Raw genomic sequence first — 25,416 nt, forward strand, 5'->3', positions numbered from 1 at the left:
TGGCAGGCCGGCCTGAAGGTCTTACGCGAAGTCGATCAGCGAGCGGCCGGTCATTTCCGCCGGCTGGGGCAGGCCCATGATCGCCAACAAAGAAGGCGCAATATCGCGCAGCGCGCCGCCTTCCTTGATGTGTGCCGGGCGGCCTACATACAGGAAGGGCACCTTGTCCAGGGTGTGCTGGGTATGCGGCTGATGGTGGGCGGCATCGTACATCTGTTCGCAGTTGCCATGGTCGGCGGTAATCAGCACCTCGCCGCCTGCCGCCTGCATGGCTTCCACGCAGCGTTTGACGCAGGCGTCCAGCGTTTCCACTGCCTTGACCGCGGCATCGAACTTGCCGGTATGCCCCACCATGTCGCCATTGGCGTAGTTGCAAATGATGGCCTGGTACTTGCCGGAGGCAATGGCTTCAACAATGTGATCGGTGACTTGCGGAGCATTCATTTCCGGCTGCAAGTCATAGGTTGCCACCTTGGGGGAAGGCACCAGAATGCGGTCCTCACCGGGGTAAACCTGCTCTTCGCCACCGTTGAAGAAGTAGGTAACGTGCGGATACTTCTCGGTCTCGGCAATGCGTAGCTGTTTCAGGCCCTGCCCGGCGAGATATTCACCAAAGCCGTTGCTGATCTTTTGCGGGGCATAGGCCACCGGGTTGCTGTAGGCCTCGCCGTAGGACGTCAGCGTGACAAACTGTCCCAGCTTGGGCTGCCGCGCACTGAAACCATTGAAGGCCGGGTCGGTGAGGGCTGTGGTGAGCTGGCGCGCACGGTCGGCGCGGAAGTTCATGAAGATGGCGACATCGCCATCCTGCATCTTGACCGGAGCGCCAATGCCGCTTGCCGCAACGAATTCGTCGTTTTCATCACGGGCATAGGCGGCTGCCAGCGCTTGCAGACCGCTGTCCGCATGGTGCAGGCCTTCGCCTTCCACCAGCAGGCGATAGGCGGGTTCCACGCGTTCCCAGCGCTTGTCGCGGTCCATGGCCCAGTAGCGGCCGGTGACGGAAACCAGGCGGGCAGCCGGGCAACTGGCCAGCACTTCATCCAGACGCTTGAGATAGGTTTCGGCACTGCGCGGCGGGGTGTCGCGGCCATCCAGGAAGGCATGCACGTAAATATGCGGAACGCCGGCAGCCTGGGCGGCACGGATCAGCGCGAAAATGTGATTTTCATGGCTGTGAACACCGCCATCGGACAACAGGCCCATCACATGCAGTGCCGAACCCTTGGCTTGTTGAATGGCCTGCTGCAGGACCGGATTCTGCTCGAAGCGGTTCTCTTCGATATCGCAATCGATTCGGCTGATGTCCTGTTGAACAATCCGCCCGGCACCGATGTTGAGGTGGCCCACTTCGGAGTTGCCGAACTGTCCTTTGGGCAGGCCGACAAAGCCTTCCGAGGCATCAATCACGCCGTAGGGATACTGCTGTTTGAGCGCATCCCAGGTGGGGGTGTTGGCATGCAGGATGGCGTTGTCGTCACCTTCCAGCCGGTGTCCGAAGCCGTCGAGAATGAGGAGTAAAACGGGTGTGATAGCTGTCATGATGTCCACAATCAGAATATTAGAAATTCTTGATGGTATTGATTTTTTTAGTTAGTATTGTACCGTAGTCAAACCAATATAAATACGCATTGCAAACTACTTAGGAGCAGAGCTTGCTGTTCAATGATGACCAGATCGAACAGTCCTCGCGGGCAATGAAGGCGATGTCACATCCCTTGCGGTTGAAGATCATCTCGGTACTGGGCGACCAGGAAGTCAGTGTGCAGGATATTGTGGAGCAGGTGGGAACCTCACAGAGCAACATTTCCCAGCATCTGGCCATCATGCGCGACAAAGGTGTGCTGCGCACGCGCAAGGATGCCAACCGGGTTTATTACCGGGTTGGTGATATTCGTACGCTGGAAGTGTTGAAGATGATGCGTGAAGTATTCTGTGGCTTTGTCGACTGATCTTCCTGTCAGTGTTTGCTCATGAAAAAAGGTCGCTTAAAGGTCGCTTAGCGGCCTTTTTTGCGTCTTACATACAAGATTTTGTTGACGGTAGCCACGATATCACCGGCTTCATCACGGATATCCACTGTCAGCTCTGGCAGATACTTCTCGCCCCCGGCGGTGCGGTGGCGGATGTCCTGCAATTGGCTGTCCTGCAGAGTGAAACAGGCCGTCACCACGCCCTTGCCCGGCTTGTGATACTCAATGGCTCCTGCCTTATCCCATACCACGTAGTCACGTCCCAGTGATTGCATCAGCATCAGCATGAAAAACGGATCGGTCATGGCGTACAGGCTGCCACCAAAATGCACGCCCACATAGTTGCGATTGGTCAATCCCAGACGCAGCTGTACGTTAATCTGTTTCCAGTCCGCTGCGATGTGGCGAACCTTGATGCCGGCACCAAGGAAGGGAGGCCACAGGTTAATCAGGGTCTTGAGCAGGCGCGGTGATGGTTTCATATAGAAATTTCAAACGGTTGTTTGATTTCTATGCTCAACAAAATGCCCGGCCCTGTCAAGCCAGGCAGGCGTTGGCGCTCGCTTAGAATGGCAGCTCTGGCTGCGCACCCTGCGGATGGTCGATCACTGCTTCGGTCACACCCTCTGCCAGGCGCAGCAGGACTCTTTCCTGATTCAGCAACTCCTGTGGCGATTTTACCGCCTGGCCATCGCGCTTTTGCACAATGGCATACCCCCGGCTTAGCACCGCTTCGGGATTCATCGCTTCCAGCGTTACCGCCAGTTGCTGCAAGTTTTGTTGCCTGTGCTGCAAAAGCTGGCGGATATTGCGTTGCAACTGTCTGCCCAGTTGCTTGAGCTGATCTTGCTGCTGCGTCAACTGCGGCTGGTGTCGCTGCAGACGGCTGTTGGCCAGTTGCAGACTGAAGCGACGGCGGGCAAACAGATTGTCCAGTCCGCGTTGTAGCCGGGACTGCGCCTGTTGCAGGCTTAGGCTTTGTCGGCGCATGGTGTCGCCAGGGTGGCTCAGGCGGCGTGCCAGATAGTCCAGGCGCTGGGATTTGTCGACCAGCAAGCGCCCAAGTGCGCGTTCCAGACCACGCTTGCCTTGTTCCAGTTGTTGGCGTAGTTGCTCCTGGTTGGGAGAAACCAGTTCTGCTGCCGCAGTGGGCGTGGGAGCGCGGCGGTCGGCAACAAAATCGCAGATGGTGAAGTCGGTTTCGTGGCCAACACCGCTGACGATGGGAATCCGGCATGCGGCCACTGCGCGGGCAACGATTTCTTCATTGAATGACCATAGGTCTTCAATGCTGCCACCGCCACGGCAGACGATCAGCACATCAACCTCCTGCCTTTGTGATGCTTGTTCAATGGCGCTGGCAATCTGGCGGGCTGCGCTTTCTCCTTGCACCGGGGCGGGGTAAAGAATGACCGGGATGGTAGGCATGCGCCGACGCAGCGTGGTGACCACGTCGCGTAATGCAGCGGCGGCAGGCGAGGTAACAATGCCGATGGCTGCGGGATGAACAGGCAGTGGCCGCTTGCGTGCCGCATCAAACAAACCTTCTGCATTTAGCCGGTTTTTCAATTTCTCGAAGGCTTCGTACAGGCGCCCAAGGCCGGCGGAGCGCATGGTGTCGACATTGATCTGGTAATCACCGCGCGCTTCATACAGTGTCACCAGTCCCTTGAGTTCCACCTGCATGCCTTCTGCCAACCTGAAGGGCAGCAGGGATAGTTTGTGGCGGAACATCACGCAGCGAATCTGTGCGCCGGCATCTTTGAGTGAGAAGTATGCGTGGCCTGATGCTGCCAAGGTCAGATTGGATATTTCTCCGCCAATCCACATCGGTGGCAAACCGGATTCCAGCAGGTCTCTTACCATGCGGTTAAGCGAAGAAACACTGATTACGTCATTTGCCGTGCTATTGAAATTCATGCTTGTCAAGTCATCCACAGCAGAAAATACCGTTTTTTGTCGTCTGTAAATTGTCCGACAAGGTAGAAGAATGGTATTTTCCGGTTTAATAAAATTCTTTTAAAAACAATGGCCTGCGTTATTTGTGCAAAATGCGGGCAATGGTGTGGAACAGGCGTTGGCGCTGCATTCGGCTTGTCTGTACACAAGCTTATCAACAAAGTTATCCACAGCATCTGTGGATGTCGGCAAATTTTCCTTAGAAAATCGAAGCTTAGCGAATTTTCTTGCAGGTGCTTGCGAAAAAGCTTTTTTTGCCGCCGCCTGATCATGGGCCATGGTTGCCGAGAAGTCTGGCAACCGCTAAAGTTTAGCGTTTAGCTACAGCTTTGGAGAATGTTTCGTGTGGTCAATTGTTGAAGCGGCCGGCTGGCCGATCTGGACCATCATACTGGCCTCGGTCATTTCGCTGGCCATCATCTTCGAGCGTCTGTTCAGTTTGCGCGCCTCGCTGATTGTTCCGGAGGGCTTGCTGGCGCAGACCGTAGCCGAATTCCGCCGCGCCGGTGCCTCGTCCGAATTGCTGCAACTGCTGCAAAATCATTCACCACTTGGCAAATTGTTTGCTGCCGGCTTGCGCAATGTGAGTGTCAGCCGAGAAGTGATGAAAGACGCCATTGAAGACGAAGGCCGGGTGGTGGCGCATCACCTGGAGCGTTTCCTCAATACACTGGGCACGATTGCGGCCATGGCACCCTTGCTGGGCCTGCTGGGAACGGTAATCGGGATGATCGAAATCTTCGGCTCCCAGGCCCCCGGTGGCTCCAGCAACCCGCAGCAACTGGCGCATGGCATTTCCATCGCGCTTTACAACACCGCATTTGGCTTGATCGTGGCCATTCCCAGCATGATGTTCTACCGTCACTTCCGTGCCCGTGTGGATGGCCTGCTGGTGGAGATGGAGGCCCAGGCAGTCAAGCTGGTGGAAGTTGTACACGGCGAACGCCAGAATGGTAGCCAGCCATGAATTTCCGCCGCGGCCGGCAACGGGAGGAGCCGGAAATCAACTTCATCCCGATGATTGACCTGCTGCTGGTCATCCTGATCTTCCTGATGGTTACCACCACGTATTCCAAGTTTGCCGAGATGAAAATCAATCTGCCCAGTGCGCAGGGGGATACCAGCCAGCAAGTGGCCACGCCGATTACCGTGGCGGTGGCTGCCAGCGGTGAAATGGAAGTGGCCGGGCGCAAGCTGGCGGCAGGGGACAAGGCTGGCTTGCAAACGCAGTTGCGTGATGCGGCAGCCGGCAAGAAAGATCCGGTTGTCGTGGTGAATGCCGATGCCAAGGCGACGCACCAGGCGGTGGTCAGCGTCATGGAGGCTGCCCGTGCCGCCGGTTTGTTGCAGCTGACATTCGCGACGCAGAACACCACGCCGTGAGTCGACTCAGTCAATTGATCGAACGCCACTGGTATCAACCGACATGGTGGCTGACAGCCCTTCTGGCTCCGCTGGAAGGGCTGTTTGCACTGGTTTCTGCGCTGCGCCGTGCCGGCTATCGCCTTGGTGTGTGGCGCAGTTATCGCTTGCCTGTTCCTCTTGTGGTCATCGGTAACATCAATGTCGGTGGCGTCGGCAAGACACCGCTGACACTGAGCTTGTTGGCCGATCTGCAAGCCCGTGGCGTGCGTGTGGGGGTGATCAGCCGGGGTTATGGCGGCAGCCACCGGCAAGCAACACTGGTGGCGGTGGACAGCCCGGCCGGACTGGTTGGGGACGAGCCCTTACTGCTGGCGGCAAGCGGAGCACCGGTGGTGGTGGGGCGCGACCGGGTGGCGGCTGGTCGGCATCTGCTGAAACTGCAGCCTGATTTGCAACTGATTCTTACCGATGATGGCCTGCAACATTATCGTCTGGCGCGTACGCTTGAAGTCGTGGTACTGGATGGGCAGCGTGGCCTGGGCAACGGTCGCTTGTTGCCTGGCGGCCCGTTGCGCGAACCTGCTGCGCGGCTGGCCGCTGTCGATGCCATCGTGGTCAATGGCGTTGGTAACGCACTGCATTTGCCGCGCAACATCCCCTGTTTTGCCATGCGGCTGGCAGCCCAGCAGCTACAGTCTCTGGCGTTGCCGCAACAGACTTGCGCGGTGCAGGACTTGGCCGGTCAACCGGTACTGGCACTGGCGGGTATAGGCCATCCCGAGCGTTTTTTCGCTACCTTGCAGTCACTGGGCTTCACCTTGCAGCAGTGCCTGACTTTCCCCGATCACCATGCTTTCACCCCGGATGATTTGCCGCCTGGAGACATGCCGGTCATCGTCACCAGCAAAGATGCGGTGAAATTGCGGGGAGTGATTCATGATGCGGCGCAGCGTGCTAGACTATGGGTCTTGCCGGTGACGGCTCAGCTGACGCCGGATCTTGCCGGCTGGCTACTTTCCCGATTGAAGATAAGACATGGACGCTAAATTTCTGGATATCCTGGTGTGCCCGCTGTGCAAGGGCCCGCTGGTACTCGACAAGACCCGGCAGGAGCTGATCTGCAAGGGCGACCGTCTGGCTTTCCCGATCAAGGACGGCATCCCGATGATGCTGGAGACCGAAGCGCGTGAGCTGGCTGCGGAAGAAGAAGTGAAATGAGCGGTTTTTCCGTCGTCATCCCGGCGCGCATGGCATCCAGTCGTTTGCCGGGCAAGCCGCTGGCCGATCTGGCCGGCAAGCCCATGGTGGTGCGGGTGGCCGAGCAGGCTGCACGCAGTCATGCCAGCCAGGTGGTGGTGGCTACAGATCACCATGACATCCTGCAGGCCTGTGCCGTACATGGCATCGAAGCGGTGATGACGCGGCAAGATCATGCCAGCGGTACCGATCGTCTGGCTGAAGTTGCCTTGTGCATGCAATGGCCCGCAGAGCAGATCGTGGTCAACGTGCAGGGCGACGAGCCGCTGATCGACCCGGCGCTGATCGACAGGCTGGCGGCGCTGATGGCCGAAACCCAGGTGCCGATGGCGACGGTGGCACACCCGTTTCAGGCAGCACCAGACATGTTCAATCCCAATGTGGTCAAGGTGGTACTGGATCACGCTGGGCGGGCCCTGTATTTCAGCCGGGCGCCCATTCCCTATGCCCGTGACGCGTTTGCACACGATACAAGCGTGTTGCCCGCCGACCTACCGGTCCTGCGGCACATCGGCATGTATGCCTACCAGGCAGGTTTTTTGCAGACCTACAGCTCATTGAGCCCCTCCCCGCTGGAGCAGTTTGAAGCATTGGAACAACTGCGGGTGTTGTGGCACGGCTACCCCATCATGGTGGCTACCGTGAGCGAAGCACCCGCAGCCGGCGTGGATACGCCGGCCGATCTGGAACGGGTGCGTGCCGTACTGGCCGGGCGCTGAGCGTCGGGCAAGGCCGCAATGCAAGACGGCCGATGAATACCAAACACAATAAACGACATACAAACTGACGGGAGTAATTATGCGATTGATTCTGTTGGGCGCTCCGGGCGCAGGCAAGGGTACCCAGGCCAACTATATTCGTGAACAGTTCGGCATTCCGCAGATTTCCACCGGTGACATGCTGCGCGCAGCGGTTAAGGCAGGTACACCGCTGGGTCTGGAAGCCAAGGCCATCATGGATGCCGGCGGCCTGGTGCGTGACGACATCATTATCGGTCTGGTCAAGGAGCGTATTGCCCAGGACGACTGTGCCAAGGGTTTCCTGTTTGATGGTTTCCCGCGCACCATTCCGCAGGCAGAAGCCATGATTGCGGCTGGTGTGGACATCGACTACGTAGTGGAAATCGACGTACCGGATGCCGCCATTGTCGAGCGCATGGCGGGCCGCCGTGTACACGTGGCTTCCGGTCGTACTTACCACATCACCTTCAACCCGCCCAAAGTGGCCGGCAAGGATGACGAAACCGGTGAAGACCTGATCCAGCGTGATGATGACCACGAAGAAACCGTGAAAAAGCGCCTGGCGGTGTATCACGAGCAAACCGAAGTCCTGGTTGGTTTCTATGGCCAGCGCGCGGCCAGCGGCGATGCCAAGGCACCGAAGTATGTGAAGATTGATGGCACGCAGCCGGTGGATGTGGTGCGTGCGAATGTCCTGAAGGCACTGGGTGCCTGAGCGACAGTTTTTATTGCCGATGTGACAAAGCGGGCTATGGCCCGCTTTGTTTTTGTATACTGCTTCTTGTTGCGGTTGAGGTGGCAAGAACTTGTTTTGCCGGGTTTTGCCGCCAACTATTCTAATGACTCTGCAGGAACCGCCTGCACCGATTGGCTGCCCAAGCAGCTGTCTGGCACGGCTCTGTGGCTGTGTGCCGGCTTATATGGTCGCAGTGAGAAGAGAGAAATACATGTATTACGGAGAGCGCTTCAACGGCATTTCCCACCTGATTGGTACCGTGCTGGCCATTACCGGACTGGTGAGTCTGGTGTATGTGGCAGCCGAGCAGGGCGATCCATGGAAGATCGTCAGTTTCAGTTTGTACGGCTCTACCCTGGTATTGCTGTATCTGATTTCCACCCTGTATCACAGCGCCAAAGGCCGTGCCAAGGCGATTTTGCAAAAGTGCGATCACTCGGCCATCTATCTGCTGATAGCCGGGAGCTACACGCCGTACTGTCTGGTGACCTTGCGTGGAGCCTGGGGGTGGACCTTGTTCGGCCTGAGTTGGGGCCTGGCCATCTTCGGCATCGTCCAGGAACTGACGCTGGGCCGACGTACCCGCTTGCTGTCGATGATTCTCTACGTGGTGATGGGCTGGCTGGTGGTGATTGCCATGCAGCCCTTGATTGCCGCCATGTCCTGGGGCGGCCTGTTCTGGCTGGCGCTCGGTGGCGTGATTTACAGCGTTGGCATTTATTGGTTCATCAATGATGAAAAGATCCGTCACGGCCATGGCATCTGGCACCTGTTTGTGATGGGTGGCAGCATTTGCCAGTTTGTCAGCGTAATGTTCTACGTAGCCTGATTGCCCTTGGCAGAAAGCAAAAGCCGCCAGCAGTTACTGGCGGCTTTTTTTGTCCTGGTGGCCATTTACACTTCGATTGGCAAGCGACCTTCTTCCACCAGCGTACACAGGGCCGTCACCACAACCGGGTCAAACTGGCTGCCGGCGCGGCTGCGGATATAGTCCAGGGTGTCGGACAGTGCCCATGGCTCCTTGTAGGGGCGCTTGTTGAGCAGGGCATCGAAGACGTCAACCACGGCAACAATCCGTGCGGACAAGGGAATGGCCTGGCCGCTCAACTTTTGCGGATAGCCATTGCCATCGAAGTGTTCGTGATGTCCCCCGGCAATTTCCGAGCCGAGTGAAAGATAGCTTTGCCCTTCCACCATCTGTGCCGATTTTGCCAGGATATGGGCACCGATGCTGGCATGTTGCTCCATGATGCAGCGCTCATCCGGGTCCAGTTTGCCGGGTTTGAACAGGATATGGTCCGGTGTGCCAACCTTGCCGACATCATGCAGAATGCTGGCCATGCCCACCATGTCCATGAATTCCGGTGTCAGCAGTTCCAGATATTGGCCGTTGTTGCGGATTTCTGCAGCGATGGCATGGGTCAGTTTTTGTACTCTTTGCACATGGTCGCCGGTATCGGTGTCGCGGAATTCGGCCAGGGCTGCCAATGCCACCACGGTGGCTTCCTGAGAGTGGCGTAGCTGGTTGTAGAGGTAAAGATTGTCATAGGCGGATGAAATGCGCTGGCAGAACACTTCCAGCAGATTGCGTTCTACATCATCCAGGGGCCATGGCGGGGTAAAGTGGACGGCAAATTCCCTGCCGTTCTGGGCGGTAATGCATAGCACGTCGTAGGGGTGCTGATAGATATTGCGCTTTTCCTGCAAGGCACGACAAATCGCATTGGCAAGTTGCGGGTAGTTCTCCAGGCTGCCGCTTTCCAGCAGCTTTTCATAGGCACCGGCCGCGGCCAGAATCTCCAGTTGTGGCCTGCCCATCTTGTCTGGCGTACTTTCCACGCAGAGTATGCCATCGGTGCCGACATCCAGGATGGCGCTGATCTGCTTGAGCACGCCGGAAGCGAACTCCTTGAGCGAGACCATCTGATACAGATCTGCCGCGCCTTCCAGAATCTTGGCCAGACCCTGACGGTTTTTTTCGATGGTGATCAGGTTTTCATAGGCCCGTAGCGAAGCGATGACGGTGGTAAATAGTTTTTGTACCGTCAGCTCGGTCTTGGTTTTGTAGTCGTTGATATCGTAATTGAGGATGACTTCCTGCTCGGGTGCCTGGCCGGGCTGGCCGGTACGCAATACGATTCGGGTGGTACTGATCTGCCGTGCTTCCCGGATGTGTTGAACCAGCCGCAGCCCGGCGTCGTCGGTTTCCATGACCACATCCAGCAGAATCAGTGCGAAATCGTCATGTTGTTCCAGCACCTGCATGGCTTCTGCTGCCGAATAGGCATTGAGCAGTTCCAGTCCGCGATCTTTATAGCGGATGTTGCGGATGGCCAGCGCAGTGGCGGTATGCACGTCCGGCTCGTCATCCACGATCAGGATTTTCCAGGGGCGCTTGTATTGTGCTTGCTGGTTTGCCTGCTCGGCAGGGTCATCCTCCAGCAGCCAGTTATCATCGTTATCCTGTTGCTGGCTCATTCCCTTGCCTCCCTGTGCGTAATTTCCGGCGCGATGCATGGCATGGTGATGGTAAAGGTGCTGCCTTTGCCCGGCTCACTATGCACTTCGATGGTGCCACCCAGTCGTTGCCGGATGATGTTGTACACGATGTGCAGGCCCAGCCCGCTGCCACCACTGCCACGGCGGGTGGTAAAGAAGGGGTCGAACACGCGATTGAGGTTTTCGGCGGGAATGCCCTTGCCATCATCTTTGACGCTGAGTCGAATCTCGCTGTTACTGCAGCGTTCGGCGTGTATCTGGATGGTGCCGCCGGGTTTTTCGTCAAAGCCGTGTACCAGCGCATTGACCAGCAGGTTGGTGACGACCTGTGATACCGCTCCGGGATAGCTGTCCAGCAGCAGGTCATCTTCACAATCGATGGCGATGCTGGTTTGCGAACGCTTGAAGCGCGGCTTGAGGCTGGTGACGATTTCATTGAGGTAGTCGTTGAGCTGGAAGTCGCGCCGTTGTTCACTGGTCTGGTCCACGGCGACTTGCTTGAAGCTGTGAATCAGGTTGGCTGCCCGCTCGGCGTTGGACAGAATCAGTTCGCAGCATTCTTTGGCCGTGTCTAGATAGGCCTGGAAATCACTCTTCTTGACGCCACCGTTGTCCAGTTTTTCAGTGATGTGCAGTGTTGTCGTTGCCAGATGGGAGGCGGTGGTCAGGGTAATGCCCACCGGGGTATTGATTTCATGGGCGACACCCGCAACCAGACTGCCCAGCGAGGCCAGCTTTTCGGTTTCCACCAGCGTTTGCTGTGTTTGCACCAGTTGACGCAGGGCCAGCTTGGCATTGTCTCTTTCCTGGCGTGCCTGTGCTTCGGCACTGGTGCGCATTGCCAGATCGGCGGAAATGCGATCGACGATGCGGTTGAAGCTGTGAGTGACCGCGCCGAACTCATCCTGGCCTTGCTGTTCCAGGCGCAGTGCGCTTGCATCGTCACTGCTGGCGGCCAGATTCAGTGCTTCTTGCAGCCGCTTGAGCGGGGCAAATACAAAGCGGTTGAGGTTGTAGGTCATCACGATGAAAATCAGACCATCCAGTAGCAGGATTTCCAGCAGGATTTCCAGCAAATGCATGTGCTGGCGATGTTCTAGCTGGCTACGTGACAGGTAGACCGTAGCCGTGCCGAGTTTTTCCCGGTTCTGATAAATGATGGGAATGAGCAGGACATCGTCACTGCTGGGCTTTTCCGCCGGTGCCATGTCGCGTAGCGTGGCATTGTCGGCGCTGCGGCTGCGGCCGATGTTCAGGCCGGCATCTCCGGTAATGCGGATGGCCACGACTGAGGCCCAGCCCAGTTCCGCATCCAGGGTAAGGCGAGTGTAGGAGTCGTCCATCTGCCATACGCCATGGGGCAATGACAGTGACAGGCGGGCCTGCAGCGATGCACGCTGGGCCTGGTAGTCTTCTTCATCCTGATTGCGGTTTTGCTTGTACGACAATAGCCCGGTGATTGCCACGACCACCGTTACCCCTATCATCAGCCAGAGCCTAAGCTTGGATTTGATGCTGTTCATTGCTTTTATTATCCCTTTTGCCCTGCTTCATCCTAGGAAGTCTTCCCGCGAAATGCCACTTTTGCTTGTGGTGCATGGTGGCATCGCACCGTTGAGGCTGTCACGGCAATCCAGTGCCAAGTACTGAATTTACCGGCTTATGGTTGTAAATGGCACCACATTCTGTGGCCTGTGGATACAAATTCACTGGTTTTGTCTGCCACTTGGTGAAGATATTTCCCGGTGGTCTGCGGATGCGGCGCTGCCGCGCAAGCGGCCAAGGTTGGGGAGCGGCAGCTTCTGCAGCAATAGCCCGCCCAGGATCAGTGCCAAGCCCAGCAGGGTGGAGGGGAGGATTGGTTCACCCACGACGAAATGAATCAAGACCAGCGAAAGCAAGGGGGAGAGGAAGATCAGGTTGGCAATGCGTGCGGTGCTGTTGGTGAGTTTCATTGCGCTGAGCCACAGGACAAAGGTGAAGCCCATTTCCAGGGCTCCGACGTAGGCGGCTCCGGCCAGTCCCTGCCATGCCACCGCATGCAGTTCTCCGGTGGCGGCGCAGAACAGGAGACTGAGCGGTAGTGACAGCAAGAAATTCAGCGTCAGTCCCAGTACCGGTTCACGCTGGTCCCGCGCATTGAAAATCCAGTAGGCAGCCCACAGCAGGGTGGAGGCCAGGGCGTAACCGACACCGGCAACACTGGAAAAGTGCAGGCTGAGCAACTGGCCATGGGTGCCGATGATCAGTACGCCCAGATAGCAGACGACGGCCGCTGCGCTATCGTTCAGACGCAACTTGTGCTTGAGCAAGGGCACCGACAATAAGGTCATGGTCAGGGCCCAGGTGTAGTTGATGGCTTGCGCTTCCTGTGCCGGAAGCAGTGCGTAGGCCTTGAACAGGATCAGGTAATACAGCAGCGGATTGACCGCGCCCAGCAGCAAGGAGCGTTGCCAGTGCTGGCGCAGGGCTGGCAACAGACTGGCTATGCGTCCCTGGTAGAGCAGGATGCCGAGCAGGCTGGCGCTTGAGGCAAGGCTGGCATAGAGCACCAGCTGTGCTGGCGTCAGATGCGCCAGGCTGATTTTGAAGGCCGTGGCAACGGTGGACCAGGCAAGGACGGCACAGAGGCCATAGGCATAGGCTTTCTTCTGCTGCTGCAAGAGATGTTTCCTCCGGAAGAGGCGGCTATTTTACCTAGCCAGCATGTGCGCCGGAGAAGTATTTCCTTGCCTAAAAGGGCAGAAGGTGCTGCTGTGGGGCATGGTCGATCCGGGAGCCGGGCTGAGCATGGTTGTTTCTTGCCCGTTGCGTTCATTCCTTGAGCAAGCGGTTGAGGATATGACTGCAACGCTGCGCGGTGGCTGATGCGGTCAAGCCGATCGGCCCGCCGGCTTCCTGCTGGTATTCGTCGCCAGCCATGCCGTGTACCCGTACCGCCAGGCAGCTAGCCTCCATGGCCGGCATGCCTTGCGCCAGCAAGGCTGCAATCAGGCCGCTGAGGACATCGCCCTGACCGGCAACGGCCAGAGCGGGACCGCCGCTGGTATTCAGCCGGTATGGCTGTTTGGCGCTGGCAATCAGCGTCCCCGCACCCTTGAGTACCACGACACAGCCGAACCGTTCTGCTAACTGGCGTACTGCGGCAAGGCGGTCTGCCTGAACCATGGTGGTGGTGCAGCCCAGCAGGCGTGCGGCTTCTGCCGGATGAGGTGTCAGGATGGTTTCGTGCTGGCGCATGGCCAGCATGTCCTGCAGTTGACTATCGCTGGCGAGCATATTGAGGGCGTCAGCATCCAGTACCAGTGAGCAAGCGGATGCCAGGGCGTGCTCCAACCATTGCCTTGCCTGCTTGCTCTGTCCCAATCCCGGCCCGGTGGCCAGTACATCACAGTCCGGCTGACTGCGTGCTTGCCGTGCATCATGCAGCATCAGTTCCGGGTAGCTGACATCGACTGGCAGGCGGCCATCCAGGGTCAGCACATGGACTTTGCCGGCGCCGCCTGCCAGTGCGGCCCGCCCGGCAAGCAGGGCGGCTCCCAGCATCCCTTCGCAGCCGCCAATGATGGCTACCGTGCCATGGCTGCCCTTATGGCTGTCACGGCGGCGCTGCAGTGTCCGTCCATCCTGGCGGTTAAGATAGCCTTCGGCTGCCGGCTGCAGCTTGGGGGGGCAGTCCAGATCCGCCAGTTCCACCTGACCGGCATGATCAGCGCCGGCGGCATAAAACAGGCCGGGCTTCAGGCACAGAAAAGTCAGGGTATGTGTGGCATGGATGCAGGCTGCTTGTGCCTGGCCGGTGTAGGCATTCAGGCCGCTGGGGCAATCGAGTGCCAGTTTCTGGCAAGCAAGCTGATCAAGCTGGTGAATGATGCTGAGCCATTTGTCGTCCAGCGCCCGGCTCAGTCCGATGCCGAACAGGCCATCGATCAGCAGGACCGGGGGCGGATAATCATCCGCCAGGTGCTGCAGCGGAATGCCGCCTGCACGGCGCAGGGCCTGATAGGCTTGCTGGGCGGGCGGACTGGCCGGCATCTGTGGCAGCAGGATATCCACGCTGTAGCCGTCTTGCATCAGCAGCAGGGCGGCATACAGCGCATCACCACCGTTATTGCCGGGGCCGGCGGCCACCAGGATGCGGCTGCCCGCTGCCAGATGATGACGGGTCCAGTTGGCAGTGGCGCGTGCGGCGCGCTGCATCAGATCCAGGCCCTGTAATTCGGCCTCTAGTTCCAGCCGGCGCAGGGCGGGCAGGCTCCATAGTGCATCTTGCCGCATGTTTTACTCCTTGGCGGGTTCTCCCCAGCGTGGTGTCAGCGTATGCGGGACACGCAACTGGTCCAGAATGCGTGCCACCACGAAATCCACCATGTCGTCGACACTGGCCGGATGGGTATAAAACCCGGGGGATGGTGGCAGAATGACAGCTCCGAGACGTGCCAGGCTGAGCATGTTTTCCAGGTGGATGACCGACAGCGGGGTTTCGCGTGGCACCAGGATGAGTTTGCGACCTTCCTTGATGCTGACGTCCGCGGCCCGCTCAATCAGGTTATCGCTCATGCCATGTGCAATGGCTGCCAGTGTTCCCATGGAGCAGGGACATACCACCATGGCATCTGCCGGATTTGACCCTGAGGCCACCGGGGCAAACCACTCTTCCCGACCAAAGACGGCCAATTGCTGTGCGCTGGCACCGGTCCGTTGCTGCAGCCATTGTTGTACTTCACTTGGTCGCGAAGGCAGGTGCAGGCCCATCTCCTGCTTGGCCACCACCTGGGCGGCTTGTGAATAGAGCACCCAGACGCGCACCCCGGCGCTGATAAGGGTGTCGATCAGGCGCAGACCATAGGGCAGGCCGGAAGCGCCGGTAAGGGCAACGGTAACGGTTTGTGGCGTTTGCATCAGTATTTCCATCTGCTACCCGCGCTGGGGGCAGCACAGAAAAGTTGCGCGCTTTGCCGTTGGCGGGTCAGGACTCGCGGAACAACTGGCGATGGCGAATCAGTACCTGCTCGGCCGGAAAGGCCCGCGATAGTTGTTCGGCGATGAAGACGGAGCGGTGCTGGCCACCGGTACAACCGATGGCGACAGTCAGATAACTGCGGTTTTCGCGACTGAACTCGGGCAGCCATTTGGCAATCATGCACCGGATGTCTTCAGTCATCTCTGCCACCAGCGGCTGCTGCCCGAAGAAATCGATGATGGCCTGGTCGCGTCCGGTGAAGCGGCGCAGTTCCGGGTCGTAGTAGGGGTTGGGCAGACAGCGTACATCAAATACGAAGTCGGCATTCAGCGGGACGCCATGCTTGAAGCCGAACGATTCGAAAATGATGGTCAGCCTGCTGCAGTCGGCTTCCACTAACTGCTTGATGGCCGTTTTCAGCGCATTGGCAGTCAGCTCGCTGGTATCGATGCGGATACCCATTTCCTGAATGCTGGCCAGCAGTTCCTGTTCCAGTTGAATGCACTCTTCCACCGTGGCACCACTGCCGGACAGCGGATGGCGGCGGCGGGTTTCGGAAAAACGCTTGACCAGGGTTTCCGGCTTGGCTTCCAGAAACAACAGCCGTACATCCATACCCTGCTGACGCAGCTTGTGCATTTCATCCGGCAACGCCCCCAGCGATGGGCTGGAGCGGGTATCCACGCTGATGGCAATCTGCTGATAGCCATAATCGGCATACAGCGACATGGCCTCATGCAGCATGGTGGCCGGCAGGTTGTCCACACAGTAAAACCCGGAGTCTTCCAGGGCGCGCAGGGCGATGGACTTGCCGGAGCCGGACAGGCCGCTAATCAATATCAGGCGCATTTTCCTGATCTCTGAGGAAGTTGGTGTGGCGTTCGATGAATTCACGGGTACTGTCGATGCCGCGCAATTGCAAAATGTAATTGCGCACGGCGGCTTCAACCAGCACTGCCAGGTTACGGCCAGCGGCAACCGGCAACACCACCTTGCGTACAGTGACGCCGATGATGTCCTGGGTTTCCGACTGGATGTTCAGCCGGTCCAGTGCCTGCATGGCCTGATCGTTGGCCTTGACCAGGTGAATAATCAGTTTTAGCACCTTTTTCGGGCGTACGGCGGTTTCACCAAAAATGGTACGGATGTTCAGAATGCCAAGGCCGCGTACTTCCAGGAAATCGCGCAGCAGCGGCGGACAGCGGCCTTCCAGTGTTTCCGGGCCGATGCGATACAGCTCCACCGCATCATCGGCCACCATGCCGTGGCCACGGGAAATCAGTTCCAATGCCAGTTCGCTCTTGCCCATGGCCGAGTCGCCCATGATCAGCACGCCGATTTCCAGCACATCCAGAAATACCCCGTGCAGCACGGTGGAAACCGCCAGCGCACGTGCCAGATAGATGCGTAGCACATCCATCAGGTAGGGGCTTTCCAGCGGTGTGCTCATCAGCGGCACATTGTGGGTGTGGCAGTAATCACGCAGCAGCTTGGGAACCTGCTGCCCATTGGCCACCATCACCACCGACATGGTCTTGTGGAACAGTTGGTCCAGCGCGGTCTTGGCCGCGGATTGCTCCAGCCGGTTCAGGTAGTCGACTTCGGCCAGCCCCAACACTTGTACCCGGTTGGGGTGAATGAAGTTGAGGTGGCCAACCAGGGCCAGGGTAGGACGCTGCTCGTCATTGCCGATGGGGCTGTCGGCACCACCGGTGCCGGCCACCCACGTCAGGTTGAGCTTTTGCTGATTGTCCTGATACAGCCGACGCACGGTGATACTAGGCATTATTGCTATTCCATGCAGTGAGCAGCTGGTAGAGCTCGGAGCGGTTGGTGGCGGTCAGTAATTGTTCACGCAGCTGTTTGCTGGAGAAAAGCTGGGCCAGTTCCGATAGTACCTGCAGGTGCAGATCGGTTGCCTGCTCTGGTACCAGCAGCACAAACAGGCTTTGTACCGGCTTGCCATCCGGGGCATCGAACGGAATGGGATTTTTCAGACGGATGAATACGCCTGCGGCTTCCTTGAGCCCTCTGGCACGGCCATGTGGAATGGCCACGCCCTGGCCCAGGCCGGTGGAGCCCAGTTTTTCCCGCGCAAACAGGCAGTCGAAAATTTCACTGCGGGCAATGCCGTGGGTGTTTTCGATAAGGAGGCCCACCTGCTCGAAGACGCGCTTCTTGCTGGCGACATCCAGGTCCGGGAGGATGTGATCCTGTGTCAGGATTTTGCCAATCAGGCTCATAGGAATGTATGCACGCGGCTACAAAAACTGGCCAATTCTACGTTGCCTTCATCAAAATGAAAAAGGCTCCGTGCAAATAAAAACGGGAACCCGTTGGGTTCCCGCATCGTCGGTCAGGTGATTACAGGGATGCTTCCGGCTGAACTTGCGGAGTGGCGCGATGCTCGCTCTGTTTTTCCTTGTGCTTGAGTACCTGTCGATCCAGCTTGTCCATCAGCGCATCGATGGCAGCGTACATGTCGGAGTCGGTGGCTTCTACGTGGATATCCTTGCCGGATAGGTGAACGTTGACTTCCGCTTTCTGCACCAGCTTGTCCACCGACAGCGTGACGGTGACGTCGATCACATGGTCGACATGGCGGGTGATACGTTCCAGCTTGCTTTCCAGAAATTCACGCAGTGCCGGGGTTACTTCGAGGTGGAGACCGGTTACTTTGAGGTTCATACCCTAACTCCTTCTTGTGTTGACTGCCCGGTCGGGTCGGCCGGGCGAGCGGATATTCTTACAAGGCGTGTTTCACAGTGCCTTGCGCAGATTGACCGGCGGTATCTGCATAGCTTCACGATACTTCGCAACGGTGCGTCTTGCAACCTGTATGCCTTGTTTGCCCAGTTCATCGGCGATGGCGCTGTCGGAAAGTGGCTTGGCCGGGTTCTCGCCATCAATCATGCGGCGGATGTGGGCCTTGATGGCGGTGGCCGAGCATTCGCCACCGCTGTCTGTTTCCAGGGCGCTGCCAAAAAAGTATTTCAGCTCAAACAGGCCGCGCGGGCAGAGCAGGTATTTCTGGGTGGTGACGCGTGAGACCGTGGATTCATGCAGTCCCAGCTCGTCTGCGATGTCGCGCAGGATGAGCGGGCGCATGGCCACTTCACCGTGTTCAAAGAACGCTTGCTGTCTTTCGACTATAGCTTCTGACACTTTCAGAATGGTGTCAAATCGTTGCTGGATGTTCTTGACCAGCCATTTTGCTTCTTGCAGCCGACCGGTGAGTTCTCCTGCGCCGCTGCGGTTTTCCGACAGCATCTGTGCGTATAGCTGATTGACGCGCAGGCGTGGCACTGCCCCGTTGTTCAGTTCTGCCACCCAGTGGCCACGGCGTTTGCGCACGGTGACATCGGGAATGACATAGTGTACGTCTTCGCCGCCAAAGCCGGCTGCAGGGTGCGGGGTGAGTCTGGCAATCAGTTGCTGGGCCTGGCGGATGGCGTCGTCATCCACCCCCAGGATGCGCTTGAGGCGGGTGTAATCGCGGTTGCCAAGCAAGGTGAGGTGTTCGGCCACAATCTTGCGTGCCAGCGCATGGCCGGGCTCTTGCCGGGGCAGGCGGTCCAGTTGCAGGCTGAGCGATTCGGCAAGGCTGCGCGCAGCGATGCCGGCGGGGTCGAATTGCTGTAGCAGGCGCAAGCCGACCATCAGTTCGTCGCTTTCCAGTTCCAGTTCCAGCGGCAGATTGCTGGCCAGCTCTTCCAGATCCACGCTCAGAAAGCCGTTGTCGTCCAGCTCTTCGATCAGTAGCTGCACGATGGCCTGATCGCGGGTGGGGAGGGTAAGTTCTCCCAATTGCGCCAGCAGGTGTTCGCGCAGGCTGACCGGGCAGGGGACGTTGAGCATGGGGTCGAATTCATCGTCGCCATCATTACGGCGACTGCCGCTACCCCAGTCGGTCAGTTCGCCGCTGCTCTCGCTGTGGCTGTCGCCATCACTGCTGTCGGAGGCCGGGGTGGTGGATTCTTCGCCGCTGCTGGCCGTTTCGCTGCTGGGGCTGTCTGTTGCGGGCAGGTCGTCGCCGCGCTCCAGCATGGGATTGTCCAGCAAGAAGCGCTCCACCTCGGTTTGCAGGTCGAGCGTGGACAACTGCAGCAGCTTGATCGACTGTTGCAGTTGCGGAGTGAGGGTGAGTTGCTGTGAAACCCGGAGCTGTAGTGACTGTTTCATGGTTTACAGGTGGAAGTGCTCACCCAGGTAAACCTGGCGCACTTTCTCGTTGTTGACCAGTTCTTCCGGCTTGCCGGATGCCAGCACCGAGCCATCGCTGATGATGTAGGCCCGGTCGCAGATGCGCAGGGTTTCCCGGACGTTGTGGTCGGTAATCAGTACGCCGATGCCACGCTGTTGCAGGAAAGTGATGATTTTCTGGATGTCGATGACGGCAATCGGATCCACCCCGGCAAAAGGTTCATCCAGCAGGATGAAGCGTGGCCGGGTGGCCAGTACACGGGCAATCTCCACCCGGCGTCTTTCGCCGCCGGATAGCGCCAGCGCATTGCTTTCGCGCAGGTGGGCGATGTTGAGGTCGTCCAGCAGCAGGCTGAGTTCCTGTTCCAGCTTGTCGCCTTTGTAACCGGCAATTTCCAGTACGGCGGTGATGTTTTCCTCCACCGTCATCTTGCGGAAAATCGAGGCTTCTTGCGGCAGGTAGCCCAGGCCGAGGCGGGCGCGCTGGTGAATCGGCAGGTGGGTGATGCTGTTGCCATCCAGTGTGATTTCGCCTTCATCTGCGCCGATCAGGCCGACAATCATGTAAAAGCTGGTGGTTTTGCCGGCACCGTTGGGGCCGAGCAGGCCAACGACTTCTCCGCTATGAATCTGCAGGGCCACATCCTTGACCACCGTGCGTTTCTTGAAGCGCTTTTTCAGTCGCTCGACTTTCAGAATGCTGGGGCCGCTCATGGTGCGTTTCCGTCGGGTTTCTTGGCGGCAGGGCTGTTATCCCTGGGCTTGGGCTGGATGATGGCGGTGACGCGGCCACCGTTGCTGCTGGCTCCGCTGCTGACCTCATACATCTCGGTTTCGGTGTTGTAGGTAATCACGTTGCCGATGACCAGATCATTGCCGCGCTTGACACGGGCATTGCCGGTGAGGACGGCGACATGGGTGACGGTGTTGTAATCCAGCTGGTTGGCCTGGCCTTCAATCCAGTCGTTCTTGCCATCCATTTTCTGGCGGAACGTTACCTGGCGACCAGTGGCTTGCATGGTCTGGTTCCCCTGCTTGTCCTGGCTGACGGTGGCGCGGTCGGCATTGAGCTTGAGCGTACCCTGGATGATGATGACATTGCCTTGCCATACGGTGACGCCTTTGAGCTGATCGAGATTGCCGCGGTCAGCGCTGATTTCGATGGGCTTGTCACGGTCAGCCTTTTCGGCATGGGCAGTCTGGACGGTGCCCAGGCTCAGTGCCAGCCAGGCCAGCCGGATAAAGCGGCGGCAGTTATTTTTCATAAGTGACCTTTGCATTGGACAGCAGTTGCAACTGGCCGGCCTGCTGTTGGTAGATGAAGCCGACGGCGCTGCCGCTGGACTTGCCGTAGTAGAAGTGGGTGAGGGCTTCGGACTGGGCAATATGGCGTATGGTATCGATACGCATATTGCTGCTGATCACGCGGGTTTCCTGCTGATTGGCCGTGGCGGGCTGGATCAGCGTGACTTTCTTGTCGAACAGTGCCTGCTTGGTCTTGCTGTTATAGCGACCGCTCTCGCCAATGGCGTGATAGGCCAGAACACCGTTTTTGTAGCTTTGCAGGTCCGGGCTTTCAAAATAGGATTCGGTGCGATCCGGGTATTGCCACATGCGACCGGCGATCAGCTTTTCCTGCAACATGCCCTTGGGGTCAAAGCGGGTGGCCATCACGCCATCGGCAACCACCTCGGGCTTATTGGGGTCCAGGTCGCGCTTGTTGGGTTGCCAGCGGGATACCACGTCCAGCCAGACGGTAAGCAGGCCAGTAATCAGAATCAGCAGAATGGGAAACAGACGGTGCGAGCGGATCATGCCAGATACCGTGCCAGAATAGCGTCAAAATTGCCCTGTGCCTGCATGATGAGCTCGGCCAGTTCCCGCACCGCGCCCTGGCCGCCGGGGAAGCCGGTGACATAGTGGGCGTGCTGGCGTACCAGTGTGGGCGCAGCGGGTACGGCTACCGCCAGGCCAACCCGGCGCAATACCGGCAGGTCGATGAGGTCGTCACCGATGAAGGCGCATTGTTCCAGGGTGACATCTGCCTGTTGCAGCAATTGCTGCAGGGCTTCTTGCTTGTTGTGGATGCCACCGAAGTAAAAGTCGATGCCCAGTGCCTGGGCGCGGTGTTCCACGCAGCGGTCGGCGCGGCCTGAAATGATGGCCAGGCGCACGCCGGTGGATTGCAGCAGTTTGAGCCCAAGGCCATCCTGCACATAGAAGGATTTGCTTTCTTCGCCCTGGGCGTTGTAGTAAATGCGTCCGTCGGTCAGTACGCCGTCCACGTCCATGATCAAGAGCTTGATCTTGCGGGCTTGTTCGGTAATGGCTTGCATGGGCTTCCTTGTTGGCGGCTAGACGACGCCGGCCTTGAGCAGGTCGTGCATGTGGATGGCACCGGCCAGCTTGCCGTCGGCATCGATCACCAGCAGGCTGGTGATGCGGCGTTGCTCCATCAGGTGGACCGCTTCGGTGGCCAGCTTGCTGTGCAGGATGGTTTGCGGGGCGGGGCTCATCACCTGATCGATAATCAGATCATAGATATTGCCCGAGCGTTCCAGCGTGCGGCGCAGGTCACCATCGGTATAGATGCCCTTGATGGTGTTGTCTGCGGTGGCAATGGCTACCATGCCCAGGCGCTGGTGCGACATTTCCAGCAGAGCATCCTTCAGCGGCGTGCCGGGCAGCACGCGCGGCAGCTCGTCGCCGCTGTGCATCAGATCCTTGACGTGAACCAGCAGGCGGCGGCCCAGGCTGCCGCCGGGATGGGACAGGGCGAAGTCTTCCGGGCCGAACTGGCGTGCATCCAGCAAGGTGACGGCCAGGGCATCGCCCAGCGCAATCTGCACCGTGGTGCTGGTGGTGGGGGCCAAGCCCAGCGGGCAGGCTTCTTTTTCCACCTGGGTGTCCAAGAGGATGTCGGCTTCACGTCCCAGCGAGGAGGCGGGGTTGCCGGTCATGGCGATCAGTACCAGGCCCTTGCGCTTGAGCGCGGGCAGCAGGGCGACTACTTCGCCGGATTCGCCGGAGTTGGACAGGGCGATGACCACGTCTTGTGCGGTAATCATGCCCAGGTCGCCGTGGGCGGCTTCTGCCGGGTGTACAAAAAAGGCCGGGCTGCCGGTGCTGGCCAGGGTGGCGGCGATCTTGCGGCCCACATGGCCGGATTTGCCCATGCCGGTGACGACGATACGGCCGGTGCAGGCCAGGATGGCTTCTACGGCACGCAGAAAATCACCATTGAGTCGACGGGACAGGGCCAGAATTGCATCCGCCTCGGTCTGCAGCACTTCACGCGCCAGGTCGAGTCGGGAGCTTGTTTGAGCTTTTTCCATGGGGGAAAGTATATCAAAGGTTATAATCGCTGGAGGCAGAAGCTGGTGCATCTTTTGCTTGGAGTCTGATTTGGTGTGCCATCTCCGGATGGATTTTGCCCGCATCCGGCGCATGATTTATGCTGTCTGGCTGCTGCTGGCAGCTTATCTTTACCGGTAACCATCGTTACCGTCTTGCTGGTTTTCCCGCGTTTACACAGGAGATTGTTGCGCTCATGCATTCGCTTGCCCCGATTGTGCTGGTTCTGCTGGCTGCCGTGTTGTCCGTTACCTTGTGCCGCAGCCTGCGTGTACCGCCGATGCTGGGTTATCTGGTGGTGGGCTTCCTGGCAGGCCCCGGTGTGGCCAGCCTGATTCCCGAAGGCGAGGAGACGCAGTTTCTGGGTGAAATCGGCATCGTGTTCATGATGTTTTCCATCGGGCTGGAGTTCTCCCTGCCCAAGTTACGTGCCATGCGCCATCTGGTGTTTGGCCTGGGGCTGGCGCAGGTGGTGGTGACCTTGTTGCTGATTGCGCTGGTGATGGGCTGGCTGACCGGTTCTGCGCTGTCCGGCTTTGCCGTGGGCGGTGCGCTGGCCATGTCATCGACCGCCATTGTCAGCAAATTGCTGACCGAGCGACTGGAGCTGAATTTGCAGCACGGACAGTTGGCCATTGGCGTGCTGCTGTTCCAGGACATTGCGGTGGTGCCGCTGCTGATCCTGCTGCCAGCCTTTGCCGGTGGCAGTGAGACCTTGTGGATGGACCTGGGCCTGGCGGCGCTGAAGGTGGTGGTGGTGATGGCGCTGTTGCTGTTCTTTGGCCAGCGCCTGGTACGGCCCTGGTTTCATCTGGTGGCGCGCCAGCGTTCCGGTGAGCTGTTCATGATCAATGTGTTGTTGATCACCCTAGGGGTGGCCTGGCTGACCGAGCTGTCCGGCCTGTCGCTGGCGCTGGGGGCGTTTGTGGGCGGCATGCTGATTTCCGAGACCGAATACCGTTATCAGGTGGAAGAGGACATCAAGCCCTTCCGTGACATCCTGCTGGGCTTTTTCTTTGTCACCGTCGGCATGCGCCTGCAGTTGTCGGTGTTGTTTGAGCGCTTTGGCGAAGTGGCGCTGATGCTGGGCCTGCTGCTGCTGGCCAAGCTGGGCATTGTCTTTGTGCTGGGCCGTTTGCTGCGCCATCCGCCCAACCATTCCATGCGTGCCGGCCTGGCGCTGGCGCAAGGCGGCGAGTTCGGCTTTGTGCTGCTGGCCCTGTCCGGCAATCTGGGGCTGATTGCCGAAAGTACCGAGCAGGCTGCGATTGCCGCCATTTTGCTGTCCATGCTGGTGGCACCGTTCATGATCATGTATGGCGAGGTCATCACCCGCCGGCTGGTGAAGCAGGACTGGATGATGCAGGCCTTCAGCCTGCACCACCTGATGGTGGAGAGCATGGGCAAGTCCGACCATGTGCTGATCTGCGGCTATGGCCGCAGCGGTCAGGCACTGGCGCGTCTGCTGGAAACCGAAGACATTCCCTTTTTTGCACTGGACATGGACCCGGAACGGGTGCGCGAGGCGGGCGAGGCTGGTGATCCGGTGGTGTTTGGCGATGCCGGCAAGAAGGAGGTGCTGATTGCCGGTGGCCTGATGCGGGCCAAGGTGGTGGTGGTGACCTTTGCCGATACGCACGGTGCGCTGCGCATCCTGCACACGGTGCAATCGGCACGGCCAGACTTGCCGGTGATTGTGCGTACCGTGGATGACAGTGATATCGACCAGTTGCGCCAGGCCGGGGCGGATGAAGTGGTGGCCGAGGTGATGGAAGGCAGCCTGATGCTGGCTTCGCAGGCGCTGATGGTGCTGGGCGTGCCGCTGAACCGGGTGCTGCGCCGTATCCGTTCGGTGCGCGAAGAACGCTACAACCTGTTCCGTGGCTTCTTCCGTGGCACCAGCGATGACGCCGAGGGATTGGACGAGGCGCTCGTACCTCGTCTGCTCAGCATTCAGGCCTGCCCTGGCGCATATGCCATCGGCCATCCGCTGGGTGCTTTACAACTGGAACAACTGGGCGTGGAAGTGAAGGCCTTGCGTCGCAACAGCATCCGCCGTCTGGATTTTGACGCCGATTTTGAAATTGCCGCCAATGATGTGCTGGTGGTACTGGGGACGCCGGAGCAACTGGCACTGGCGGAAAACCGTATCCTGCAGGGCTGAGCTGACACATCACCGCCACCATTGCCTGGCTGATTTGCCGCTCGCAGCATGACAAAGGCCGTGTCACTGACACGGCCTTGCCGATGATGGACAGCTTGCTTCCGCTTTCCGGCAAGAAAGCGAGACTTCCTGCTGCAATGGGCAGGGCAAGGCTGGGGAGGTGGATGGGAGGGCTGCGGAATCAATCCGTCAGTCGGCAGAGC

27 protein-coding genes are annotated in these 25,416 nt (G+C 58.8%); 9 read left to right on the forward strand and 18 right to left on the reverse strand.

Annotation, left to right across the window (positions count from 1 at the left end; translation table 11 throughout):
• Nucleotides 1-21: 21 nt before the first annotated feature.
• Entirely contained in the window at nt 22-1,542 is a 1,521-nt protein-coding gene (gpmI, locus tag DLM_RS01160) for a 2,3-bisphosphoglycerate-independent phosphoglycerate mutase (protein WP_089084000.1), read from the reverse strand.
• Between the two features lie 113 nt (nt 1,543-1,655).
• Here gpmI and DLM_RS01165 point away from each other — a divergent pair, with 113 nt between their 5' ends.
• A complete protein-coding gene (locus DLM_RS01165; protein ID WP_045845528.1) occupies nt 1,656-1,952 on the forward strand; it encodes an ArsR/SmtB family transcription factor in 297 nt (98 codons plus the stop codon).
• A 47-nt stretch (nt 1,953-1,999) separates the two neighbouring features.
• On the opposite strand, the gene DLM_RS01170 is transcribed toward DLM_RS01165, so the two are convergent.
• Both DLM_RS01170 and xseA read right to left on the reverse strand, forming a co-directional pair.
• Nucleotides 2,000-2,455 (reverse strand): DUF4442 domain-containing protein, encoded by a 456-nt coding sequence (locus DLM_RS01170; protein ID WP_089084001.1) that lies wholly within the window; start codon nt 2,453-2,455, stop codon nt 2,000-2,002.
• Nucleotides 2,456-2,537: 82 nt separating this feature from the next.
• A complete protein-coding gene (xseA, locus tag DLM_RS01175; protein ID WP_089084002.1) occupies nt 2,538-3,893 on the reverse strand; it encodes an exodeoxyribonuclease VII large subunit in 1,356 nt (451 codons plus the stop codon).
• Nucleotides 3,894-4,275: 382 nt separating this feature from the next.
• Here xseA and DLM_RS01180 point away from each other — a divergent pair, with 382 nt between their 5' ends.
• The 7 genes from DLM_RS01180 (at nt 4,276) to trhA (ending at nt 8,859) form a co-directional block, all read left to right on the forward strand.
• Entirely contained in the window at nt 4,276-4,899 is a 624-nt protein-coding gene (locus DLM_RS01180; RefSeq protein ID WP_089084003.1) for a MotA/TolQ/ExbB proton channel family protein, read from the forward strand.
• Nucleotides 4,896-5,315 carry an ExbD/TolR family protein gene (locus tag DLM_RS01185; protein ID WP_089084004.1) on the forward strand — a complete coding sequence of 140 codons (420 nt, stop codon included), beginning with the start codon at nt 4,896-4,898 and terminating at the stop codon, nt 5,313-5,315. The genes DLM_RS01180 and DLM_RS01185 overlap by 4 nt, the downstream gene beginning before the upstream one ends.
• Nucleotides 5,312-6,343: a tetraacyldisaccharide 4'-kinase gene (lpxK, locus tag DLM_RS01190; protein ID WP_089084005.1), complete on the forward strand. Its 1,032-nt coding sequence runs from the start codon at nt 5,312-5,314 to the stop codon at nt 6,341-6,343. The genes DLM_RS01185 and lpxK overlap by 4 nt, the downstream gene beginning before the upstream one ends.
• A complete protein-coding gene (locus tag DLM_RS01195) occupies nt 6,333-6,515 on the forward strand; it encodes a Trm112 family protein (RefSeq protein ID WP_089084006.1) in 183 nt (60 codons plus the stop codon). Before lpxK ends, DLM_RS01195 begins: the two co-directional genes overlap by 11 nt.
• The gene (gene kdsB, locus DLM_RS01200; protein WP_089084007.1) at nt 6,512-7,273 is read left to right on the forward strand and encodes a 3-deoxy-manno-octulosonate cytidylyltransferase; all 762 of its coding nucleotides are present in this window, start codon (nt 6,512-6,514) and stop codon (nt 7,271-7,273) included. The genes DLM_RS01195 and kdsB overlap by 4 nt, the downstream gene beginning before the upstream one ends.
• Nucleotides 7,274-7,352: 79 nt before the next feature.
• Nucleotides 7,353-8,009 carry an adenylate kinase gene (gene adk, locus DLM_RS01205; RefSeq protein WP_089084008.1) on the forward strand — a complete coding sequence of 219 codons (657 nt, stop codon included), beginning with the start codon at nt 7,353-7,355 and terminating at the stop codon, nt 8,007-8,009.
• A gap of 232 nt (nt 8,010-8,241) precedes the next feature.
• Nucleotides 8,242-8,859, forward strand: a complete 618-nt coding sequence (gene trhA, locus DLM_RS01210; protein ID WP_089084009.1) for a PAQR family membrane homeostasis protein TrhA — start codon at nt 8,242-8,244, stop codon at nt 8,857-8,859.
• A gap of 65 nt (nt 8,860-8,924) precedes the next feature.
• Here the strand turns inward: trhA and DLM_RS01215 are convergent, their stop codons facing one another.
• The 15 genes from DLM_RS01215 to DLM_RS01285 all read right to left on the reverse strand — a co-directional run bounded on the left by DLM_RS01215 (nt 8,925) and on the right by DLM_RS01285 (nt 23,030).
• Complete coding sequence (locus tag DLM_RS01215) at nt 8,925-10,508, reverse strand: DUF3369 domain-containing protein (RefSeq protein WP_089084010.1); 1,584 nt, start codon at nt 10,506-10,508, stop codon at nt 8,925-8,927.
• Nucleotides 10,505-12,052, reverse strand: a complete 1,548-nt coding sequence (locus tag DLM_RS01220) for a sensor histidine kinase (protein WP_089084011.1) — start codon at nt 12,050-12,052, stop codon at nt 10,505-10,507. The genes DLM_RS01215 and DLM_RS01220 overlap by 4 nt, the downstream gene beginning before the upstream one ends.
• A 183-nt stretch (nt 12,053-12,235) precedes the next feature.
• A complete protein-coding gene (locus DLM_RS01225; protein WP_089084012.1) occupies nt 12,236-13,192 on the reverse strand; it encodes a DMT family transporter in 957 nt (318 codons plus the stop codon).
• 151 nt (nt 13,193-13,343) lie between these two features.
• Nucleotides 13,344-14,807 carry an NAD(P)H-hydrate dehydratase gene (locus DLM_RS01230; RefSeq protein WP_089084013.1) on the reverse strand — a complete coding sequence of 488 codons (1,464 nt, stop codon included), beginning with the start codon at nt 14,805-14,807 and terminating at the stop codon, nt 13,344-13,346.
• Nucleotides 14,808-14,810: 3 nt separating this feature from the next.
• Nucleotides 14,811-15,431, reverse strand: coding sequence for a flavin prenyltransferase UbiX (locus DLM_RS01235; protein ID WP_089084014.1), 621 nt, complete (start codon nt 15,429-15,431; stop codon nt 14,811-14,813).
• A 67-nt stretch (nt 15,432-15,498) separates the two neighbouring features.
• Nucleotides 15,499-16,341, reverse strand: a complete 843-nt coding sequence (gene rapZ / locus DLM_RS01240; protein ID WP_089084015.1) for an RNase adapter RapZ — start codon at nt 16,339-16,341, stop codon at nt 15,499-15,501.
• The gene (gene hprK / locus DLM_RS01245; protein WP_089084016.1) at nt 16,322-17,278 is read right to left on the reverse strand and encodes an HPr(Ser) kinase/phosphatase; all 957 of its coding nucleotides are present in this window, start codon (nt 17,276-17,278) and stop codon (nt 16,322-16,324) included. The genes rapZ and hprK overlap by 20 nt, the downstream gene beginning before the upstream one ends.
• Nucleotides 17,271-17,735, reverse strand: a complete 465-nt coding sequence (ptsN, locus tag DLM_RS01250; protein WP_089084017.1) for a PTS IIA-like nitrogen regulatory protein PtsN — start codon at nt 17,733-17,735, stop codon at nt 17,271-17,273. The genes hprK and ptsN overlap by 8 nt, the downstream gene beginning before the upstream one ends.
• Nucleotides 17,736-17,856: 121 nt before the next feature.
• The gene (gene hpf, locus DLM_RS01255; RefSeq protein WP_089084018.1) at nt 17,857-18,180 is read right to left on the reverse strand and encodes a ribosome hibernation-promoting factor, HPF/YfiA family; all 324 of its coding nucleotides are present in this window, start codon (nt 18,178-18,180) and stop codon (nt 17,857-17,859) included.
• A 72-nt stretch (nt 18,181-18,252) separates the two neighbouring features.
• Nucleotides 18,253-19,674: an RNA polymerase factor sigma-54 gene (locus tag DLM_RS01260; RefSeq protein WP_089084019.1), complete on the reverse strand. Its 1,422-nt coding sequence runs from the start codon at nt 19,672-19,674 to the stop codon at nt 18,253-18,255.
• Nucleotides 19,675-19,677: 3 nt separating this feature from the next.
• A complete protein-coding gene (gene lptB / locus DLM_RS01265; RefSeq protein ID WP_089084020.1) occupies nt 19,678-20,409 on the reverse strand; it encodes an LPS export ABC transporter ATP-binding protein in 732 nt (243 codons plus the stop codon).
• Nucleotides 20,406-20,960, reverse strand: coding sequence for a lipopolysaccharide transport periplasmic protein LptA (gene lptA / locus DLM_RS01270; RefSeq protein WP_089084021.1), 555 nt, complete (start codon nt 20,958-20,960; stop codon nt 20,406-20,408). Before lptA ends, lptB begins: the two co-directional genes overlap by 4 nt.
• Nucleotides 20,950-21,510 carry an LPS export ABC transporter periplasmic protein LptC gene (gene lptC / locus DLM_RS01275; RefSeq protein WP_089084022.1) on the reverse strand — a complete coding sequence of 187 codons (561 nt, stop codon included), beginning with the start codon at nt 21,508-21,510 and terminating at the stop codon, nt 20,950-20,952. The genes lptA and lptC overlap by 11 nt, the downstream gene beginning before the upstream one ends.
• Nucleotides 21,507-22,031 carry a KdsC family phosphatase gene (locus DLM_RS01280; RefSeq protein ID WP_089084023.1) on the reverse strand — a complete coding sequence of 175 codons (525 nt, stop codon included), beginning with the start codon at nt 22,029-22,031 and terminating at the stop codon, nt 21,507-21,509. Before DLM_RS01280 ends, lptC begins: the two co-directional genes overlap by 4 nt.
• 18 nt (nt 22,032-22,049) lie before the next feature.
• Nucleotides 22,050-23,030: a KpsF/GutQ family sugar-phosphate isomerase gene (locus DLM_RS01285; RefSeq protein WP_089084024.1), complete on the reverse strand. Its 981-nt coding sequence runs from the start codon at nt 23,028-23,030 to the stop codon at nt 22,050-22,052.
• A gap of 215 nt (nt 23,031-23,245) precedes the next feature.
• On the opposite strand from DLM_RS01285, the gene DLM_RS01290 reads away from it, so the two are divergent.
• Nucleotides 23,246-25,213 (forward strand): monovalent cation:proton antiporter family protein, encoded by a 1,968-nt coding sequence (locus DLM_RS01290; protein ID WP_089084025.1) that lies wholly within the window; start codon nt 23,246-23,248, stop codon nt 25,211-25,213.
• Nucleotides 25,214-25,416 lie beyond the last annotated feature (203 nt).

It is taken from the genome of Aquitalea magnusonii, from assembly GCF_002217795.2.
GTDB lineage: Bacteria > Pseudomonadota > Gammaproteobacteria > Burkholderiales > Chromobacteriaceae > Aquitalea > Aquitalea magnusonii_B.

Bases quoted from the DNA above. Each gene is read 5' to 3' on its own strand.
- gpmI (WP_089084000.1), bottom strand. From the start codon at position 1,542: ATGACAGCTATCACACCCGTTTTACTCCTCATTCTCGACGGCTTCGGA.
- DLM_RS01170 (WP_089084001.1), bottom strand. From the start codon at position 2,455: ATGAAACCATCACCGCGCCTGCTCAAGACCCTGATTAACCTGTGGCCT.
- xseA (WP_089084002.1), bottom strand. From the start codon at position 3,893: ATGAATTTCAATAGCACGGCAAATGACGTAATCAGTGTTTCTTCGCTT.
- DLM_RS01185 (WP_089084004.1), top strand. From the start codon at position 4,896: ATGAATTTCCGCCGCGGCCGGCAACGGGAGGAGCCGGAAATCAACTTC.
- DLM_RS01195 (WP_089084006.1), top strand. From the start codon at position 6,333: ATGGACGCTAAATTTCTGGATATCCTGGTGTGCCCGCTGTGCAAGGGC.
- kdsB (WP_089084007.1), top strand. From the start codon at position 6,512: ATGAGCGGTTTTTCCGTCGTCATCCCGGCGCGCATGGCATCCAGTCGT.
- adk (WP_089084008.1), top strand. From the start codon at position 7,353: ATGCGATTGATTCTGTTGGGCGCTCCGGGCGCAGGCAAGGGTACCCAG.
- trhA (WP_089084009.1), top strand. From the start codon at position 8,242: ATGTATTACGGAGAGCGCTTCAACGGCATTTCCCACCTGATTGGTACC.
- DLM_RS01215 (WP_089084010.1), bottom strand. From the start codon at position 10,508: ATGAGCCAGCAACAGGATAACGATGATAACTGGCTGCTGGAGGATGAC.
- DLM_RS01220 (WP_089084011.1), bottom strand. From the start codon at position 12,052: ATGAACAGCATCAAATCCAAGCTTAGGCTCTGGCTGATGATAGGGGTA.
- DLM_RS01230 (WP_089084013.1), bottom strand. From the start codon at position 14,807: ATGCGGCAAGATGCACTATGGAGCCTGCCCGCCCTGCGCCGGCTGGAA.
- DLM_RS01235 (WP_089084014.1), bottom strand. From the start codon at position 15,431: ATGCAAACGCCACAAACCGTTACCGTTGCCCTTACCGGCGCTTCCGGC.
- rapZ (WP_089084015.1), bottom strand. From the start codon at position 16,341: ATGCGCCTGATATTGATTAGCGGCCTGTCCGGCTCCGGCAAGTCCATC.
- hprK (WP_089084016.1), bottom strand. From the start codon at position 17,278: ATGCCTAGTATCACCGTGCGTCGGCTGTATCAGGACAATCAGCAAAAG.
- ptsN (WP_089084017.1), bottom strand. From the start codon at position 17,735: ATGAGCCTGATTGGCAAAATCCTGACACAGGATCACATCCTCCCGGAC.
- hpf (WP_089084018.1), bottom strand. From the start codon at position 18,180: ATGAACCTCAAAGTAACCGGTCTCCACCTCGAAGTAACCCCGGCACTG.
- DLM_RS01260 (WP_089084019.1), bottom strand. From the start codon at position 19,674: ATGAAACAGTCACTACAGCTCCGGGTTTCACAGCAACTCACCCTCACT.
- lptB (WP_089084020.1), bottom strand. From the start codon at position 20,409: ATGAGCGGCCCCAGCATTCTGAAAGTCGAGCGACTGAAAAAGCGCTTC.
- lptA (WP_089084021.1), bottom strand. From the start codon at position 20,960: ATGAAAAATAACTGCCGCCGCTTTATCCGGCTGGCCTGGCTGGCACTG.
- lptC (WP_089084022.1), bottom strand. From the start codon at position 21,510: ATGATCCGCTCGCACCGTCTGTTTCCCATTCTGCTGATTCTGATTACT.
- DLM_RS01280 (WP_089084023.1), bottom strand. From the start codon at position 22,031: ATGCAAGCCATTACCGAACAAGCCCGCAAGATCAAGCTCTTGATCATG.
- DLM_RS01285 (WP_089084024.1), bottom strand. From the start codon at position 23,030: ATGGAAAAAGCTCAAACAAGCTCCCGACTCGACCTGGCGCGTGAAGTG.
- DLM_RS01290 (WP_089084025.1), top strand. From the start codon at position 23,246: ATGCATTCGCTTGCCCCGATTGTGCTGGTTCTGCTGGCTGCCGTGTTG.